The following is an 18,374-nucleotide window of genomic DNA, read 5'->3' on the forward strand; positions in this document are numbered from 1 at the left end:
GCCGCCCGCCCGGAAATGTCCCACGATAATGGGGAAATGTCACTCAAAATCGGGCGAAAGGAATTGGCGGCGGAGGAATTCCGCGAGGACTGATCGGCGCTCTCGGCAAGCTCGGTAGCCCGAGTGTAGCGTCGTTTTCCCGCGTCCTGACCACGGCGAACCGGTGAACGAAGCGGCACTGGCTGAAAGTGTCGCCCAGTCGTGGCAAAGTTGCAACGTTGTTTTACCCCGGGGTGGGGGTCCCGGGAGGAAGGACAGGGGCGGCATGTTTCCACGGGGAATTCTGGCTAAATGCCGAAAAACAGGAATGAGGGTGCTGTTGGCAGGCGCCCTCCTGTCGATGGCGGCCTGCAGCGGCGCCGAGGGCGTACCCGATCCGGGCGCCGGCGACGCCGACCGGGTCAACGGCAGGCTGGGCATCGAACGCTCGCCGGCCTGCGCGGTCACGGCCAAGCTCATCCCGTCGTGCGGCGCGTGGTGGGGCATGGCGCCCGAGGTCTTCACCGGCCTGCCGGTCGGCCGTGCCGTACACAAGGCGGAGGGGCGGATGGGCGCGACCGCCGACATCGTGCACGTCTACCACCGGGGGACGGAGTTGTTCCCCACGGACAAGGAGATAGGGATCGCCCGCGATCCCCTCAAACCGCGAATGCTGCTCATCAACTGGAAGCCGTCGTTCGACCACACGTGGGCGGAGATCGCCGACGGCGCGCTCGACCGGCGCATCGACCGGCTCGCGGCCCACGTGCGCGACACGTTCCCAGAGCGCTTCTTCCTCACGATCCACCACGAACCGGAGAACGACGTCGTGCCCTCGACCGGCTCCGGCATGCAGGCCGCCGACTACGCGGCGATGTTCCGCCACGTGGTGCTCCGGCTGCGGGAGAAGGGCGTGAAGAACGCCGTCACCGTCATGACCTACATGGGCGCGCCCAACTGGGCGGCCAAGCCGTGGTTCCAGCACCTGTACCCGGGTGACGACGTCGTCGACTGGGTCGCCATGGACCCCTACGCCGACGACAGGGTCCGCGACCTCGCCGGACTGGTCAACAAGACCCGCAAGGACTATCCCAACTGGCCGGGTTTCTACCGGTGGATGCAGTGGCGCTTCCCCGGCAAGCCCATCATGGTCGCCGAGTGGGGCGTCTTCGAGCGGTGGAACGACCGCGCGTTCAAACGTGCCTTCTACGCGTCGGTCCAGGCCCAGATCAAGCACTATCCGCAGATCAGGGCCCTGGTCTACTTCGACTCACCCAAGGCCCCGCGCGGCGACACCCGCTTCGACACCACCGCCGAGGGCCGCCGCGCCTTCACCGAACTGGCCCGCGACCCCTACTTCCGCGCCACCCGCGTCCCCAGGCCGTGAACGTCAGCGGATCCAGCGCCCGGCGCGCAGCGTGTCCAGCACCCGCGACACCGCCGCCTCGATCGACAGGTGCGTGGTGTCGATGGTGAGGTCGGCGTCCTCGGGCTCCTCGTAGGGATCGGAGACGCCGGTGAACGAAGGGATGGCGCCCGCACGGGCCTTGGCGTACAGGCCCTTGCGGTCGCGCCGTTCGCACTCCTCCAGCGGCGTGGCCACGTGGACCAGCAGGAAGTCGGCGCCGACGCCCTCCACCATGGCCCGCACCTCATCCCGGGTCCGTGCGTACGGGGCGATCGGGGCGCAGATGGCCAGACCGCCGTGGCGGGCCGTCTCCGCGGCGACGAAGCCGATGCGCCGGATGTTGAGGTCGCGGTCCTCCTTGGAGAACGTCAGCCCCTTCGACAGCAGGTGCCGCACGACGTCGCCGTCGAGGTAGGTGATCGTCCTGCCGCCCTCTTCGAGCAGCGCGTCACGCAGGCCGCGGGCGATCGTGGACTTGCCCGAACCGGACAGACCGGTGAAGAACACCACCAGCCCGCGCCGGTGCGGCGGCCCGGGGATCTTCACCGGCTCCGGGCCGGCCAGGTGCTCGGTGGCGCCGTAGGCGGTGGCGACGTGCTCGCGCAGTTCGAGGTCGAGCTCGGGCTCCTCGCGCGGCGCGAGCGGCACCGGGACGACGAGGGTGTCCTCGGGGAGCTGGCCGGCGGCTCTGAGCGCGGCTCGCACGACGGCCGGGCCGGCCTCGCCGTACGCGAGAGGAAGGAGGAGGATGCGCGCGCGCAGCTCCTTGGCGGTGGCGACGACCTCGCCGAGGTCGTCGAGGGGGCCGCGCATCGTGACCGCCAGCGTCTCGCGCCCACCCAGCTCGGCGCGGACCTGCTCAGGGGTACGGCGCAGCCGCGCGAACGGACCGTGCTCCGGCGGGTTGAGGCTCCTGAGCGGCCCGGTGGCGCCCTGCTCGGTCACGGTGACCACGGCCAGCGGCAGACCCTCCGGATCGAGGAGGATGACCTCGTCGCCGGGCCCGGCCGCGTCGGGCAGGTGGAGCACCACCGGCGCGGGCCAGGGCGTGCCGTCGGCCAGGGTGCCACGCTCCTCGACGGAGTGCAGGTCGTCGTGCCCGAGGAAGCCCTTGAGCGGCTCGAACGCCCCCGACAGGAGAAGTTCGAGGTCGGCGAGTTCGCGCTCGTCCGGGGTGAACTCCACGTATTCCATCCCAAGTGAATCGGTAGGAAGGAACTCTAGCGTGCGGCAGGCATAGCGAGGCGGTGCATGCGGCGTCTTAGGGGTGACCCATTGGAGGTGAACGTGGACGAACCAGCCTTCCGCGAGTTCGTCGCGGCGCGGTCCCCCGCCCTGATGCGGCTGGCGTTCCTGCTGACCGGCGGCGACCAGCACGCGGCGGAGGACCTGCTGCAGATCGCGCTGGCGAAACTCGCGGGGAAATGGCGGCGGGTGATCAACCCCGAGGCCTATGTACGCCAGGTCATGTACCGCCAGCAGGTGAGCTGGTGGCGCGCGGCCGGCCGCCGCCCGGAGGTGGTGCGGCCCGCGGTGCCCGACCGTCCGGACGCGGACGCCACCCACCAGAGCGAACTGCGCATGGTGTTACGCGGCGCGCTGGCCAGGCTGACCCCGCGGCAGCGGACGGTCGTGGTCCTGCGCTACTTCGAGGACCTGCCCGACCACGAGGTGGCCAAGGTGCTGGGCTGCTCGGTCGGGACCGTGCGGAGCACCGCGCACCGATCGCTCGCCAAGTTGCGGGAGGTCTTCCCGGAATTGGAGGTAGTGGGATGACGAAGCAGTTGCGCGAGGCGATGCGGGAGTGGGCCGACGAAGCCCAGGTGCCCCACGACCTGGCCGACCGGGCACTACGGCGGCGTGCCCGGCGCCCCTGGGGTTACGGCACGCTGGCGGTGGGAGTGGCGGCGCTGATCGCGGTGGTGGCGGTCGTGGTGCCCCGGGTGCCCGAGGTGCCGGTACGGCCCGCGGTGGAGATCACCCTGCCGCCCCGGCCGGTCCCCGCGCCCACCGACGTCAGCGGCGACCTGGAGAAAGTGCCGCCCAAGAAGATGATCGCGGCGGGGAGATACGCGATCGGGGCCTACTGGACCGAGCGGACGGACAAGCTGGAAGGGCGGACGGAACGGCTGCGCCGTACGTGGTGGCTCCTCGACCCGGTGGCCAAGGCGTATGAGAAGACCGAGTACGCCTGGGTGGACGTGGCCCCCGGCCTCCAGGTGGCGGCGGTGCTGGAAGGCGAGGCGATGGGCCGGCGCGTCGGCGTGCTCGACCTGACCACGAAGCAATTCCTGGCCTGGTTCGACCTGGATCGCACGGTGACGTCGGTGCGCTGGTCGCCCGACGGGACCAAGCTCCTGGCCACCGCCTACACCGAGTACCCGGGCCTGAGCGAGCGGACGGGCAAGGACTCCTGGACGCTCCCGGACTCGACCCGCACCGGCTACTACGTCATCGACGTACCCGCGAACCGCACGGAGTTCCACCCGATGCCGCCCCTCGCGGACTCGGACAAGCTGGGCCCGCCCAATCCTTGGCAGGACCTCGAGTGGAGCCTGGACGGCAGCCTCATCTTCGAATGGATCAGCACCAGTCCCCACCGCCTCTACTACAGCCTGGACGGGCAGAAGCGCCCCGCGCCCGACGAGCAGTTCTCCGACGGGGGGGTCAACGCGCTCTCTCCCGACGGCAGGCTGCTTCTGGGCGACGCCGGACTGCCCACCAAGATCACGGAGAAGGCGACGGGCGCCGTGGTCGCCAGCCAGCAGGTGCTCCAACTCCACGCCTGGGCCGACAACGAACGTGTCATCGCGATGAAGTGCGCGCGCGACTGCGACAACGAGTTCGAGTCCGCGTTGGTGCTGACCAGCGTGGACGGCAAGACGGAGACCCCGCTGAGCGGCTACCAGGACACGCGCGAGGACGGAGTGTGGCGCTGGGTGCTGACGCCTAGATGAGCCGGGCGAAGTGGTTCTGGGGTTTGCGGATGACCATCATGACCTCGTCGTGAGCGGACGGGAGGCGGCCGCGCGAGAGCTTGTCCACGAGCGCGACGGCCGTGCTCCCGAACCGTCCCATGGCCGGGCCCGAGGTCGCCGTCTGGTCGTCGGTGATCATCAGGCCGCGGGTGAGGCAGAAGGCGTGCATGCCGTCGCGCGAGGTGACCGGCTCGTACACCGACGGCAGCGGCCCCGGCACGCCCTCCCCGACCATCCGCTTCCAGAGCGCCGACCGCAGCCACGACGGGACGACCCGATCGCACCACCCGTAGGCCGACCGCCGATCGCGCATCCTGAGCAGCACCAGCCCGCCGGGCCGCAGCGCCTGCAGCATCCGGTCGAGCACCAGCTCGGCATGGTGGATCCGCTCCAGCAGGAACGTGAGCTGGATCACATCGAACGACCGCGGCGGCAGGGGCACCGACCGCATGTCGCCCAGCGCCCAGGCGTCCAGATCGTCGCGCGCCTCGACGATGGCCCGCACGAGCGGCAGGTCCTCGTCGACGCCGGTGACCCTGGTCTCCATCCGCTCCAGGACCAGCGGCTCGTCACGCGCGCAACCGGCGATGAGGATGTCGAGCCGCCGCCCCAACTGCTCGGTCCATTGCTCGCGGATCCGCTGACCAAACAGGTCGCCCCGCAGAGCGACCGCACGCACCTCTGACATGTCACCAACAGTAATCACTCGCTCGCTCTTAGTTGCGCATTTCTCCTCCCCGCCCCGCCCCGATCTCCTCGCTGCCTCACCGACGCCTGCTCCCACCCCGACTCCCCGCCGCTCCGGTGTCGCTTCCCACCCCGACTCCCCGCCGCTCCGGTGTCGCTTCCCACCCAGCCGAAGGTGCGCCCCCCACCTCGCCCGTCCGTCGGGTGACGGTCCTGTGGGGGTGTGTTCTGCGCGCCTGTCCGTTGGGGTGACGGTCCTGTGGGGGTGTGCTCCTCACTTCGCACCCATCCGTTACGGCTCCGCCACCCCCACGCCCCCCGCCGACCTGGGCGCGCGTCCGTGCGAGGTCGCCCGGCAGTCGGACGAACGCGCCACCGTAACGGCGCCCGTTTCACCACCCGCGCCCAAATCATGAATCGGGATCGACTCGTAACGCGGCAAGCAGGGATATTTCTGGTGAAATGTCGGGGTGGAGACGCTGAAGGACGTCCTTGACGGCGTGGCGGCCGGACGACTGCCTGCTCCCGACGGGTCCGTGGAGATCCTTCCCCAACCCACCACCCGCGACCTGGGCGTCATCGCCTTCACCGCCCACACCGTGGTCTTCGCCGACCTCCACCCCATCTGGCTGCTCGCCCGCCTCCCCGAGGGCGATCTGTCCGCCCCGCTGAACCCGCCCTTCCTGCGTGCCCTGGAGCGCAAGACCGGCCGCCGCGTGGACGGCCTGGACATGCTCCTCCTCGCCCAGCCCCTCCCCGGCCCACCGTCGGCCGCCCTGACCGAGGTCACCGGCCGGGCCCACCCGAGGATCGCCCGCGCCCACCGGCACCGCGACGGCGTACGCGCGTGGGGTTGCGAAGGCGGCCTCCTGGTCCTGGGCAGGGGAGTGGCGGGCCGCTGGGAGGCCGCCGTGGAGATCGCCCCAGAACACCGGGGCAGGGGCCTGGGCCGCACCCTTGCCACCGCCGCCCGCCACCTGGCCCCCGAACCCGTCTGGGCCCAGGTGGCGCCGGGCAACGCCGCCAGCATCCGCGCCTTCCTCGCCGCCGGCTTCCTCCCCATGGGCTCAGAAGCCCTCCTCCCCCCACCCGACTAACCCATCCCAACCCCCAACCGCTCCCCCCGACCGGCCAACCCCCGACCAGCCGCCCGCTCGGCCAGCCGTCCCAGCCAACGCCCCGGGCGAGCCCAACCCTCCTGCCAATCCGTGGTTCTGGGCATCCGGGCGCCGACGCTTGTCTGGTCTGCGAGGGCCGCGCGGGTGGTGAAACGGGCGCCGTTACGGTGGCGCGTTTGTCCGACTGCTGGGCGACCTCGCACGGACGCGCGCCCAGGTCGGCGGGGGGCGTGGGGGCGGCGGAGCCGTAACGGATGGGCGGGGGAGCGGAGGTGCGGCGGGATGGCGGATGAGGAGCCCGCGCAAGGGCTGAGGGAGGAGGCGCGCGGCCGGGCCGGGAGCGCGCAAGGGCTGTGGAAAGGGGAGAAACGGCGTGAATGGGGGCGGAAGGGAGCGAGAAAGCGGGAAAAGGAGCGGCGGCGGAGAAAGCCAGCAGCGGAAAGGGAGAGGGGGAGGCGGAAATGGGGAGAGGGGGTGGACAGTAGGGTGGGGGTGACCCCCGCGACCGATGCAGGCCGGGGGTAGTCGTGTTGCCCCGGGCTGGGGCGATCATGTTGCGTGGGGCTGTGGATGAGTCTTTCCGGACTGCTTGACCTTGTTGCCGCCGATCCCAAGTTGACCGCCGCTCTGGAGGAGGGTGGCGATGTCGCGCTGGTCGCGCCCGCGGCCATGCGCCCCTTCGGCGTGGCCGCGCTGTCCGGCCACGATCGGCGCACCGTGCTGGCCGTCACCGCGACCGGCCGCGAGGCCGAGGATCTCGCGTCGGCGCTCACGAGCCTGATCGAGCCCAGCACCGTGGCCGTGTTCCCCGCCTGGGAGACCCTGCCCCACGAACGGCTCTCGCCGCGCAGCGACACCGTCGGCCAGCGGCTCGCGGTCCTGCGCAGGCTGGCGCACCCGGTCGGTGGCGACGCCTCGGCCGGGCCGCTGAGCGTGGTCGTGGCCCCGGTGCGCGCCCTGTTGCAGCCGATCGTCAAGGGGCTCGGCGACCTGGAGCCGATCCGGCTGCGAGCGGGGGACGACGCCGATCTCGACGACGTCGTCGACCGGCTGGTCACGAACGGCTACCACCGCGTCGACATGGTCGAGCGCCGTGGCGAGGTGGCGGTGCGGGGCGGGCTGCTGGACGTGTTCCCGCCGACGGAGGAGCACCCGCTGCGGCTGGAGTTCTGGGGCGACACGGTCGAGGAGATCCGCTGGTTCAAGGTGGCCGACCAGCGCTCGCTGGAGGCTGCCGAGGACGGGCTGTTCGCGCCGCCGTGCCGGGAGCTGCTGCTGACGCCGGAGGTGCGGGAGCGGGCCAGGGCGCTGGGGGAGGAGCATCCTTCGCTGGCCGAGGTGCTCGACCAGCTGGCGGAGGGTTCGCCGGTGGAGGGGATGGAGGCGTTCGCGCCGGTGCTGGCGGGGGAGATGGACCTGCTGGTCGATCATCTTCCCGCGCGGTCGGCGGTGTTCGTGTGTGATCCGGAGCGGATCCGCGGGCGGGCCGAGGAGCTGGTGCGGACCTCGCAGGAGTTCCTGGAGGCGTCGTGGATCAACGCGGCGGCCGGTGGCGAGGCGCCGATCGACCTGGGGGCGGCGGCGTTCCGGACGCTGGACGAGGTGCGCGGGCACGCCGACGCGCTGGGGCAGCCGTGGTGGACGCTGGCGCCGTTCGGCTCCGGGGTGGAGCTGGACGCGCAGGACTCCGAGGCGTATCGGGGCGACACCGCGCGGGCGCTGGCCGACATCAAGGGCTGGCTGTCGGAGGACAAGGCGGTCGTGCTGCTCAGCGAGGGCATGGGCTCGGCCGAGCGGATGGTCGAGCTGCTCAAGGGCGTGGACGTTCCCGCCCGTCTGCAGAAATATCTGGAGAAGGCGCCGGAGCCCAAGGTCGTCCACGTCACCACCGGCCTCATCGAGCACGGCTTCGTCACCAAGGACCTCGCCGTCCTCACCCACCTCGACCTGGTCGGGCAGAAGGCCTCCACCAAGGACATGCGCCGCCTGCCCAGCCGCAGGCGCAACATGGTCGACCCGCTCCAGCTCAAGGTGGGCGACCACGTCGTCCACGAGCAGCACGGCGTCGGCCGCTACATCGAGATGGTCCAGCGCACGATCCAGGGCGCGACCAGGGAGTACCTGGTCATCGAGTACGCCAAGGGCGACCGCCTCTACGTGCCCACCGACCAGCTCGACGAGGTCACCAGGTACGTGGGCGGCGAGGCCCCGACGCTCAACCGCATGGGCGGCGCCGACTGGAACAAGGCCAAGGCGAAGGCCAAGAAGGCGGTCAAGGAGATCGCGGGCGAGCTGATCAGGCTCTACAGCGCCCGCATGGCCAGTCCTGGCCACGCCTTCGCCGCCGACTCGCCGTGGCAGCGCGAGATGGAGGACGCCTTCCCGTATGCGGAGACCGGCGACCAGCTTGAAGCCATCGACGAGGTCAAGCGTGACATGGAGCGCGGCGTCCCCATGGACCGCCTCATCTGCGGCGACGTCGGCTACGGCAAGACCGAGATCGCGGTGCGCGCGGCCTTCAAGGCGGTGCAGGACGGCAAGCAGGTCGCGGTGCTGGTGCCCACGACGCTGCTGGTGCAGCAGCACATGTCGACGTTCACCGAGCGGTTCTCCAGCTTCCCCGTCTCGCTGAAGCCGGTCTCCCGCTTCCAGACCGACGGCGAGGTCAAGGGCACGCTGGAGGGGCTGCGCTCAGGCGCGGTCGACCTGGTCATCGGCACCCACCGCCTGCTCAGCCCCGAGGTGCGCTTCAAGGACCTCGGCCTGATCATCATCGACGAGGAGCAGCGCTTCGGCGTCGAGCACAAAGAGGCGATGAAGCACCTGCGCACGCAGGTGGACGTGCTGGCGATGTCGGCCACGCCGATCCCGCGCACGCTGGAGATGGGACTGACCGGCATCCGCGAGATGTCCACGATCCTGACCCCGCCGGAGGAGCGGCACCCGATCCTCACCTTCGTCGGTCCCTACGACGAGAAGCAGATCGCCGCCGCCGTCCGGCGCGAGCTGATGCGCGACGGCCAGATCTTCTTCGTGCACAACAGGGTGGCCTCGATCAACCGCGTCGCCGCCCGGCTGAAGGAACTGGTGCCCGAGGCGCGCGTCGCGGTGGCCCACGGCCAGATGAACGAGCACCAGCTCGAAAAGATCATGGTCGGGTTCTGGGAGCGCGAGTATGACGTGCTGGTCTCCACGACCATCGTGGAATCCGGCCTCGACGTGCCCAACGCCAACACGCTCATCGTCGACCGGGCGGACAACTACGGCCTGTCCCAGCTCCACCAGCTCCGCGGCCGCGTGGGCCGGGGCCGCGAGCGGGGTTACGCCTACTTCCTGTATCCGCCGGAGAAGCCGCTCACCGAGACCGCGCACGAGCGCCTGGCCACGATCGCCCAGCACACCGAGATGGGCGCGGGCATGTATGTCGCGATGAAGGACCTGGAGATCCGCGGCGCGGGCAACGTCCTGGGCGCCGAGCAGTCGGGGTTCATCGCCGGGGTGGGCTTCGATCTCTACGTCCGGCTGATGGCGGAAGCCGTACAGGAGCAGAAGGCGAAGCTGTCGGGGCAGGAGGCCGTGCCCGAGCAGCAGGACGTGAAGGTCGAGCTGCCGATCAACGCGCACATCCCGCACGACTACGTCACCTCGGAGCGGCTGCGGCTGGAGGCGTACAAGCGGATCGCCGCGATCGCCTCCGACCTCGGCATCGACGAGGTGCGCGCCGAGCTCACCGACCGGTACGGCAAGCCGCCCGTGCAGGTCGAGAACCTCCTGGCGGTGGCCAGGTTCAGGCTCAGGGCCAGGCAGGCGGGGCTGACGGACGTGACGCTGCAGGGGCAGAACATCAAGTTCGGCCCGGTGGTGCTGAAGGAGTCGCAGCAGGTCCGCCTGGACCGGCTGTACAAGAGCGCGATCTACAAGCAGGCGGCGGAGACGCTCCTGGTGCCGATGCCGAAGACCAAGCCGGTGGGCGGGCAGCCGCTGCGGGACCTGGACCTGCTCAAATGGTGCGGGGATCTGGTCGAGGCGATGTTCCTGGAGCCCGCACGGGTAAGCTAGCGCCGGTTTTCGTCGGAAAGGATGCACGTGAAGTCGATTCGAGTGGCCGTGGCCGCCGCCGCGGTGGGCGTCGCGCTGACCGCCTGCTCCAGCCCGGTCGAGGCGGGCGCCGCCGCGGTCGTCGGTGGCGAGCGCATCGCGGCGAAGGACCTCAACTCCGAGGTCCAGCAGTATGAGAAGGCGCTGACGGCGGCACGGCTGGACGCGAGCGCGCTCCAGGTGCCGCTCAACCAGTTCGTGCTGTTCCGGATGACGAACGAGGCGGTCTACCGCCAGCTCGCGTCGAGGTACAAGGTCCAGGTGAGCGAGTCGGAGATCGACGCGGCGCTGAAGGACCCCGGCCAGCAGCAGACCCCGGCGATGAACCTGCTGTCGAAGGGCGTGCCCCCGGGCGACGCCCGCGACTACCTGCGCGGCGAGCTGGCCATCCAGAAGATCCTCCAGCAGCTCGGCGGCGCCCAGAACCAGCAGGCGATCGAGAAGCTCCGCGCGGAGTTCACCACCGTCAAGGTCACCTACAGTCCGCGCTACGGCCAACTCAACACGCAGCCGACGCAGGAGAACCCGTCGATGTTCGTCGACACGGGCCGCTTCGGCAAGCTCACCGCCACCCAGCAGCCGCAGCAGCAGCAACAGCCGCAGGGCTGAGCATGCCGCTCATCGTCGTCACCACCTCGCCCAGGGTCGCCCCCGGCCTGCTCAGCCACCAGGCGTGGCAGGCGCTGCGCTCGGGCGAGGTGCTGACCGCCTCGGCCGAGCACCCGCACCTGCCCTACCTCGCCGAGGCGGGCGTGGAGGTCACGGCCGGCCCGCAGGTCCCGGCCGACCTGGTACGGCGGGCCGCCGCCACCACGATCGTCTGGCTGGCGGGAGACGACGAGGACTTCCTGCGCGCGGCCGGGCACGCGGCGCTGTCGTTGGACGAGCCGCCGGTGATCGAGATCGTGCCCGGCTCCTACGACCTGCCGGGCGCCCGCGTGCTCGACCTGGTCGGCGTGATGGACCGGCTGCGCGTGGAATGCCCCTGGGACCGTAAGCAGACGCACGAGACGCTGGTGCCGTACCTGCTGGAGGAGGCGTACGAGGTCCTGGAGACGATCGAGCACGGCGACTATCCGGCGCTGCGGGAGGAACTGGGGGACCTGCTGCTGCAGGTGGTCTTCCACGCGCGGGTGGCCGAGTCGTTCGACATCGACGACGTCGCGGAGGGCATCGTCGACAAGCTCGTCAGGCGCCACCCGCACGTGTTCGGCAGCGTCACGGCGGAGACCGCCGACGAGGTGAACGACAACTGGGAGGCCATCAAGGCCGCCGAGCGGGCCGAGAAGGGCACCGAGTCGATCCTGGACGGCGTGCCGATGGGCCAGCCGTCGCTGTCGCTGGCCGCCCAGCTCGTCCGGCGGGCGGAACGGGCGGGCGCCCCCGAGGCGCTGGCGCAGGCGGTGGGCCAGGGCGTGGCCAGGGAGCTGTTCGACCTGGTCCGCAGGGCCCAGGACGCGGGCCTCGATCCGGAGGCGGAGCTGCGCGCGGCGGCGCGTGACTACCGCGAGCGCGTGCGCAACTGGGAGGCACGCGACGCCTGAGCGCCGGAGTGATCCACGACCTTCCAAGTGGCGGGATAAAGCGGGAGATGTCAGGATCGTCCGGGGTGTACGGGGGGAGTGACGAATGGCTGAGGTGCGCCGCCTGAGATCGGGCGAACCTCGTGAAGTGGCGGGATACCGCCTGACAGGCGTGCTCGGCGACGGCGGGCAGGGCTCGGTGTACCTGGGGGAGGACGCCGAGCGAGGCCAGGTGGCGGTCAAGGTGCTGCACGCCCGGCTGGTCAACGACCGGCGGGCGGTACGCCGCTTCCTGGCCGAGGCGCAGACCGCGGAGAAGGTCGCCGGCCACGGCACCGCCCGGGTCATCGAGGCCGGGGTCCTGGACGACCGGCCGTACCTGATCAGCGAGTTCGTGGACGGGCCCTCGCTCCAGCAGTACGTGGCCCAGAACGGCCCGCTGCGCGGCGCGGCGCTGATGACGCTGGCCACGGCCACCGCGCGGTCGCTGGCCGCCATCCACGAGGCGGAGATCGTCCACCGCGACTTCAAGCCGAACAACGTGCTCATGGGCCCCGACGGCCCGCGCGTGATCGACTTCGGCGTCGCGCGCACACCGGAGTCGGCGACCACGGCCACCAGCTCGGTCGTCGGCACGCCCGGCTACATGGCGCCCGAGCAGATCTCCGGCGAGGGCGTGACGCCGGCCTCCGACATGTTCGCCTGGGCCTCGACCATGGCCTACGCCGCCACCGGCACGTCGTTGTTCGGCGGCGACTCGATCCCCGCGGTCATGCACCGCATCCTGAACGCCTCCCCGGACCTGTCCGGCGTCGAGGAGCCGCTGCGAGCGGTGCTGACCTCGTGCCTGGCGAAGGTCCCCGCGCACCGGCCGGACGCGGCGGCCGTCCTCAGGGCCCTGACCAGGAGCGAGGCGACCAGGCCCGCGGTCCGGCGGGTCAGGCGGCGCAGGCGCCGGCTGGCGGTGGCGGGCGTGGCCATCGTGGTGATGTTCGGCGGCGCGATCGGGCTGACGATGCGCGGCGCCGGGGTGAGCGCCGGGGGCGAGCAGGGAGAGCCCGCCGCGGAGGGCCCGCGCATGACGGCGTTCGGCGACTTCGAGAACAAGATCTCCAAGATCGCGTTCGGCGCCCAGAGCAACCTGGGCGTGGTGGCCGCGGCCAACGAGACCGGCAGGCGCATCGAGCTCTGGAACCCCGGCAGCGGAGAGATCATGAACTCCGTCCCGATGGGCGCCGCGGACGTCGGCTCGCTGGCCTTCACCAAGATCGGCACCAGGCAGGCCATCGTGTGGTCGGCGGGCGACGGCGCGATCCGCGTGTGGCAGCCCGCGCTGGGCAACTCCGTCCGGACGATCAGGGCGTGCAGGACCAAGGGCCCGGTGGCCCTGTCCGTCGTTCCCGGGCGGCAGGGCGCCTCCGCGTACGTGAGCTGCGCCGAAGGCCGCATGCAGGCATGGGACCTGGCCAGCGGCAAGCAGGCGGGCCTGTGGCGGCTGGGCCAGGCGGTCCGCGACGTGGCCTGGGCGGGCAGCGGCACCAACGTGTTCACGATCATGAGCAAGGGAGTCCTGGAGCGCGTCGACCCGTGGGCCTCGGCCGGGGTCAAGTCGGCTGCGGCGGTGGTCGAGGCGGGGGCGCCCGCCTCCGGCGTCGAGGCGAGCGACGGGCTGGTCGCGGTCCGTGTCGAGGGGACCGGGGTGACGATGTACGACCAGGCGCGGCAGCGGCGGCTGTGTACGGTGAAGATCCCCTCCAAGGCGCCGCTCTCGCGCACGCCCACCGACGACTTCGCGCTGACCAAGGGGGCGCTGGTCACCGGCATCGACGGGCTGACGGTGTGGAACCCGCGCACGTGCAAGCGGGTCAGGAATCTGCCCGGCACGAGCGGGCGGGCCACCGCCCTGGCGATCGGTCAGTTCAACGGGAGGAAGTCCGTCGTGGTGGCCAAAGCCGAGGAGGAGATGGCGGTTTGGGAGCTTGCGGGGCGGTAGCCGTACCGGCTGGTAGACCTCGATAGGCTCTGGGGCGAACTGCCCTTCGACTCTAGGAGCTTTGACGTGGCTACCATCGAGGTCGTCTACGCCCGCGAGATCCTCGACTCTCGTGGTAACCCCACCGTTGAGGTCGAGGTGGTCCTCGACGACGGCAGCACCGGCCGCGCGGCCGTGCCCAGTGGTGCGTCCACCGGCCAGTTCGAGGCCGTCGAGCTGCGTGACGGCGGCGAGCGCTACCTCGGCAAGGGCGTCGAGAAGGCCGTGCTCGCGGTCACCGACGAGATCTTCGACGAGGTGCACGGGGTCGAGGCCGAGGACCAGCGGATCATCGACCAGATCATGATCGACCTGGACGGCACGCCCAACAAGTCCAAGCTGGGCGCCAACGCCATCCTGGGCGTCTCGCTGGCCGTGGCCAAGGCCGCCGCCGACAGCGCCGAGCTGCCGCTCTTCCGCTACGTGGGCGGGCCCAACGCGCACGTGCTGCCCGTCCCGATGATGAACATCCTCAACGGCGGCGCCCACGCCGACACCAACGTGGACATCCAGGAGTTCATGATCGCGCCGATCGGCGCGTCGAGCTTCAAAGAGGCCGTGCGCATGGGCACCGAGGTCTACCACGCGCTCAAGGGCGTGCTGAAGGAGAAGGGCTACGCCACCGGCCTGGGCGACGAGGGCGGCTTCGCCCCCAACCTGCCCTCCAACCGCGACGCGCTCGACCTGATCCTGGTCGCCGTCGAGAAGGCCGGCTACACGCCCGGCGAGGACATCGCGCTCGCGCTCGACGTGGCCGCCTCCGAGTTCCACAAGGACGGCGTCTACACCATCGACGGCAAGGGCCTGTCCGCCGCCGAGCTGATCGCCTTCTACGAGGACCTGGTCGCCAACTACCCGCTGGTCTCCATCGAGGACCCCCTCGACGAGGAGGACTGGGAGGGCTGGAAGGCCATCACCGCCGCCCTCGGCGACAAGGTGCAGCTCGTCGGCGACGACCTGTTCGTCACCAACCCCGAGCGCCTGGAGCGCGGCATCCGCGAGGGCTCCGCCAACGCGCTGCTGGTCAAGGTGAACCAGATCGGCACCCTGTCGGAGACCCTCGACGCCGTCGACCTGGCCCACCGCAACGGCTACAAGTGCATGATGAGCCACCGCTCCGGCGAGACCGAGGACACCACGATCGCCGACCTGGCCGTCGCGGTGAACTGCGGCCAGATCAAGACCGGCGCCCCCGCCCGCTCCGACCGGGTCGCCAAGTACAACCAGTTGCTGCGCATCGAGGAGCTCCTCGACGACGCCGCCCGTTACGCGGGTCGCGCGGCGTTCCCGCGCTTCCAGCGCTAGTTTCGGGTACGGCCGGCGTCCACGGTGGGCGCCGGCCCTACCGGCACGGCCCGACAGCCCGGGAGGGACGCATTGGCGAAGAGACCGCAACTGACCGGACGGGCCGCCATCCTCGCGGTGGTGGTGTGCGCGATCGCGATGAGCCTGGCCTACCCGGTGCGCGAGTACATCGCGAACCGGCGCCACATCGCCGAGCTGGAGGCGCAGAAGGCCAGGGTCGAGGCGGAGCGGCAGGCGCTGGCCGAGGAGTCCAGGCGCATCAGCGACCCCAACTGGGCCAAGCGCACCGCCAAGGAGCGGCTGCACTTCTGCGGCCCCGGCGAGAAGTGCTACGTGGTGACCCGGCCGGACGCGCGCCCGCAGAAGGTGGCGGCGCAGCAGCAGGCCGACGTGCCGCCGTGGTACCAGACGTTGTGGGAGTCCATCGAGGCTGCCGACACCGGCAAGGGGCAGAAGGCCCCGACGAAGGATCAGAGTGGAAAGTAGCGACATCGACGCGGTCACCCGGCAGCTCGGCCGCCCGCCGAGAGGGGTGCGCTCGGTGGCGCACCGCTGTCCGTGCGGCAACCCCGACGTGGTGGAGACGGCGCCGCGGCTGCCCGACGGCACGCCGTTCCCCACGCTCTACTACCTCACCTGCCCCAAGGCGACCTCCGCCATCGGCACGCTCGAAGGCTCGGGCCTGATGCGCGAGATGCAGGCGCGGCTGGCCGAGGACCCCGAACTGGCCGCCGCCTACCAGGCCGCCCACGAGGACTACGTCGCCAGGCGCGACAAGGCGGCCCAGGACGACGGCCTGGAGCCGCTGCCGCGCGACATGCAGAGCACCGGCGGCATGCCGCTGCGGGTCAAGTGCCTGCACGCGCTGGTCGCGCACGAGCTGGCGGTGCCGGGCGCCAACCCGTTCGGCAGGCAGGCGCTCGACGCGCTCGGCGAGTGGTGGAAGGACGGCCCGTGCGTATGAGCACGCGTGTGGCCGCGGTCGACTGCGGCACCAACTCGGTCCGCCTGCTGGTCGCCGACGTGGCCGGAGACTCCCTGCGCGACCTCGAACGGCTGATGGAGATCGTCCGTCTGGGCGAGGACGTCGACAGGACCGGACGGCTGGCGCCGCAGGCGCTGCGGCGCACGTTCGACGCCATGCGCCGCTACCGCGAGCTGATCGACCACCACGCCGCCGAGGTGACGCGGGTGGTGGCCACGAGCGCCACGCGGGACGCGGCCAACCGGCAGGAGTTCGCCGACGGGGTGCGCGAGATCTTCGGCGTCGATCCCGAGGTGGTCAGCGGGGACGAGGAGGCCGTGCTCTCCTTCACCGGCGCGACCAGGGGCCTGGCCAGGCTCTCTCCGGAGACCGGGCTGCCCGAGGGGCCGCGGCCGCCGTACCTGGTGCTGGACATCGGGGGCGGATCGACGGAGTTCGTCGTGGGCGGCGACGAGGTCGAGGGGGCGATCTCGGTCGACATCGGCAGCGTGCGGCTGACCGAGCGGCACGTCAGGAACGATCCGCCGACGCCGTCCGAACTCGAATCCGTGGTCGCCGATATCGAGGCGGCGCTGGATCGGGTGGCGGATTCTGTACCGATTCAGAAGGCCCGGACTTTGGTCGGACTGGCCGGTTCGGTGACGACGCTCGCCGGTATGGCCCTCGACCTGCCGACATATGATTCGGATAAAATTCACCACTCCCGGATTTCCGCCGAGCAGGTTCATGAAGTGACCCGCAGACTTCTTTCGATGACGCATGGTGATCGTCTTGCCGTGCCGGTGATGCACCCCGGCAGGGCCGACGTCATCGGGGCCGGCGCGCTGATACTCGATCGTGTCCTGCGCCGCTTCGCGTTTTCCCAGGTCATCGTCAGCGAGCACGACATCCTTGATGGAATTGCGTGGTCGCTCGCCCGATAAGGTCGCGAAATCGGTACGTTACCGGGCTTGATTCGTATTGTGACCGCAATCTGATCTGTGCTTAAGTGAGGAAGCTTTACGGGGGCTTTGCCATATTGTCGTGCACGGATGGTGGCGACGTGGCGACCGTTCCCGAGCGCATCTAGTTCCTCACGGAATGGAGCACTCTCAGATGAAGTCCACTGTGTTGGCGCGGAGGGTGGCGGCGCTCGGCGCCACCACCGCCGTGCTGGCCGCGATGGTGTCGGGTCTCATGGCCACCCCGGCATCCGCGGCCTCGACCGCCTCAGCCGGAAAGGCCACCACGGCCGCCGGCAAGGTGACCTCCAAGCCCAAGGTGTCGGTCACGACGCCGAAGGCCAGCCCTCGTTCCTACGAGGGCGCCTGTCCTGTCCAGATCGACGTGACGTCCCGCATCAAGGTCTCGTCGTCCAAGGCCACCAAGGTCTCGTACCGGTGGCTGCACGGCGACGGCTCCAAGAGCGGCGTGAAGACGGTCAAGGTCGGCAAGGGCACCAAGTACATCAACGTCAAGACGAGCATCGACTTCGACGAGGATGTCAAGGGCTGGGAGGCCGTCCAGGTCCTCAGCCCCCGCAAGGTGACCTCCCGCAAGGGCTACTTCGACGTCAACTGCCACAAGGGCCCGGTCCGCACGGACAAGGACCCGCAGGTGTGGGCGCGCGCTTGGGCGAGCCCTGACCGCTACGTCGGTCCCTGCACCCCCGGCGACAAGATCGACTTTGTCGGCCTGATCAAGGTCTCGGACCCGACGTGGGTCCGTTACCGCTGGGTCCTCAACGGTCACGTCGTCGACTACGGCAAGGTCAAGGTCTGGGACGCCCGCAAGGTGTACTTCGGCTTCACGCCGAGGTACAGCCACCGTGGCGCCGCCGTTCTGGAGATCCTCGGCCCGGACCGCACGTCCTCCAACCGCGCCTACTACAAGGTGTGGTGCAAGGACGAGGCTCCGGCGGTGAAGGTCTCCGCCTCGAACGTCTCCGCGGTCACCAACCAGACCGACTGCAAGGTCAGCGCGTCCGGCACCGTCAGCTCCAACGGCCGTGCCCGCGTCGAGTACTCGTGGTCGGTCAACGGCAGCACCGTTCACCGTGGCACCGCCTACTTCGGCTACCACGGCGGTTCCGAGCGGGTCTCGCTGCCTGAGCACGCCCTGACGGGCGCCGCTCGCGACGGTGGCGTCGTCACGCTGTCGGTCTCCGGGCCGAACAACGGCGACTCCTCCTCCGACCGGTACGTGGGCTGCTCGGCCGCTCCGGCGCCGACGCCCACCAACACCCCGATTCCCCAGATCGAGCGTTAAGCACGCCTGGGTGA

General features: G+C 70.5%; 15 protein-coding genes. 13 read left to right on the top strand and 2 right to left on the bottom strand.

The window, feature by feature from the left end:
- Positions 1-313 precede the first annotated feature (313 nt).
- Complete coding sequence (locus ACIBEJ_RS31070) at positions 314-1,366, top strand: glycoside hydrolase family 26 protein (protein WP_397186415.1); 1,053 nt, start codon at positions 314-316, stop codon at positions 1,364-1,366.
- 3 nt (positions 1,367-1,369) lie between these two features.
- Here ACIBEJ_RS31070 and cysC read toward each other — a convergent pair whose 3' ends face one another.
- The gene (cysC, locus tag ACIBEJ_RS31075) at positions 1,370-2,581 is read right to left on the bottom strand and encodes an adenylyl-sulfate kinase (RefSeq protein ID WP_397186416.1); all 1,212 of its coding nucleotides are present in this window, start codon (positions 2,579-2,581) and stop codon (positions 1,370-1,372) included.
- 93 nt (positions 2,582-2,674) lie between these two features.
- Here cysC and ACIBEJ_RS31080 point away from each other — a divergent pair, with 93 nt between their 5' ends.
- Both ACIBEJ_RS31080 and ACIBEJ_RS31085 read left to right on the top strand, forming a co-directional pair.
- Positions 2,675-3,163, top strand: a complete 489-nt coding sequence (locus ACIBEJ_RS31080; RefSeq protein ID WP_397186417.1) for a SigE family RNA polymerase sigma factor — start codon at positions 2,675-2,677, stop codon at positions 3,161-3,163.
- The gene (locus ACIBEJ_RS31085) at positions 3,160-4,344 is read left to right on the top strand and encodes a hypothetical protein (RefSeq protein ID WP_397186418.1); all 1,185 of its coding nucleotides are present in this window, start codon (positions 3,160-3,162) and stop codon (positions 4,342-4,344) included. Before ACIBEJ_RS31080 ends, ACIBEJ_RS31085 begins: the two co-directional genes overlap by 4 nt.
- Here the strand turns inward: ACIBEJ_RS31085 and ACIBEJ_RS31090 are convergent.
- Entirely contained in the window at positions 4,337-5,053 is a 717-nt protein-coding gene (locus ACIBEJ_RS31090) for a class I SAM-dependent methyltransferase (RefSeq protein ID WP_397186419.1), read from the bottom strand. The two genes, ACIBEJ_RS31085 and ACIBEJ_RS31090, sit on opposite strands and share 8 nt — an antisense overlap.
- Positions 5,054-5,522: 469 nt before the next feature.
- On the opposite strand from ACIBEJ_RS31090, the gene ACIBEJ_RS31095 reads away from it, so the two are divergent.
- The 10 genes from ACIBEJ_RS31095 (at position 5,523) to ACIBEJ_RS31140 (ending at position 18,360) form a co-directional block, all read left to right on the top strand.
- Complete coding sequence (locus ACIBEJ_RS31095) at positions 5,523-6,149, top strand: GNAT family N-acetyltransferase (protein WP_397186420.1); 627 nt, start codon at positions 5,523-5,525, stop codon at positions 6,147-6,149.
- Positions 6,150-6,740: 591 nt separating this feature from the next.
- The gene (gene mfd / locus ACIBEJ_RS31100) at positions 6,741-10,229 is read left to right on the top strand and encodes a transcription-repair coupling factor (RefSeq protein WP_397186421.1); all 3,489 of its coding nucleotides are present in this window, start codon (positions 6,741-6,743) and stop codon (positions 10,227-10,229) included.
- Between the two features lie 27 nt (positions 10,230-10,256).
- On the top strand, positions 10,257-10,877 hold the full coding sequence (locus ACIBEJ_RS31105; RefSeq protein ID WP_397186422.1) for a SurA N-terminal domain-containing protein: 621 nt from the start codon (positions 10,257-10,259) through the stop codon (positions 10,875-10,877).
- A gap of 2 nt (positions 10,878-10,879) precedes the next feature.
- Positions 10,880-11,812 (top strand): MazG family protein, encoded by a 933-nt coding sequence (locus tag ACIBEJ_RS31110; RefSeq protein ID WP_397186423.1) that lies wholly within the window; start codon positions 10,880-10,882, stop codon positions 11,810-11,812.
- Positions 11,813-11,897: 85 nt separating this feature from the next.
- Positions 11,898-13,784, top strand: coding sequence for a WD40 repeat domain-containing serine/threonine protein kinase (locus tag ACIBEJ_RS31115; protein ID WP_397186424.1), 1,887 nt, complete (start codon positions 11,898-11,900; stop codon positions 13,782-13,784).
- Between the two features lie 66 nt (positions 13,785-13,850).
- Positions 13,851-15,128, top strand: coding sequence for a phosphopyruvate hydratase (eno, locus tag ACIBEJ_RS31120; RefSeq protein WP_397186425.1), 1,278 nt, complete (start codon positions 13,851-13,853; stop codon positions 15,126-15,128).
- Between the two features lie 72 nt (positions 15,129-15,200).
- Entirely contained in the window at positions 15,201-15,614 is a 414-nt protein-coding gene (locus ACIBEJ_RS31125; RefSeq protein ID WP_397186426.1) for a septum formation initiator family protein, read from the top strand.
- A complete protein-coding gene (locus tag ACIBEJ_RS31130; protein ID WP_397186427.1) occupies positions 15,604-16,092 on the top strand; it encodes a DUF501 domain-containing protein in 489 nt (162 codons plus the stop codon). The genes ACIBEJ_RS31125 and ACIBEJ_RS31130 overlap by 11 nt, the downstream gene beginning before the upstream one ends.
- A complete protein-coding gene (locus ACIBEJ_RS31135; protein WP_397186428.1) occupies positions 16,089-17,036 on the top strand; it encodes an exopolyphosphatase in 948 nt (315 codons plus the stop codon). Before ACIBEJ_RS31130 ends, ACIBEJ_RS31135 begins: the two co-directional genes overlap by 4 nt.
- Positions 17,037-17,208: 172 nt before the next feature.
- A complete protein-coding gene (locus ACIBEJ_RS31140; RefSeq protein WP_397186429.1) occupies positions 17,209-18,360 on the top strand; it encodes a hypothetical protein in 1,152 nt (383 codons plus the stop codon).
- Positions 18,361-18,374: the final 14 nt, after the last annotated feature.

This window comes from Nonomuraea sp. NPDC050790, assembly GCF_044456745.1.
Taxonomy (GTDB): domain Bacteria; phylum Actinomycetota; class Actinomycetes; order Streptosporangiales; family Streptosporangiaceae; genus Nonomuraea.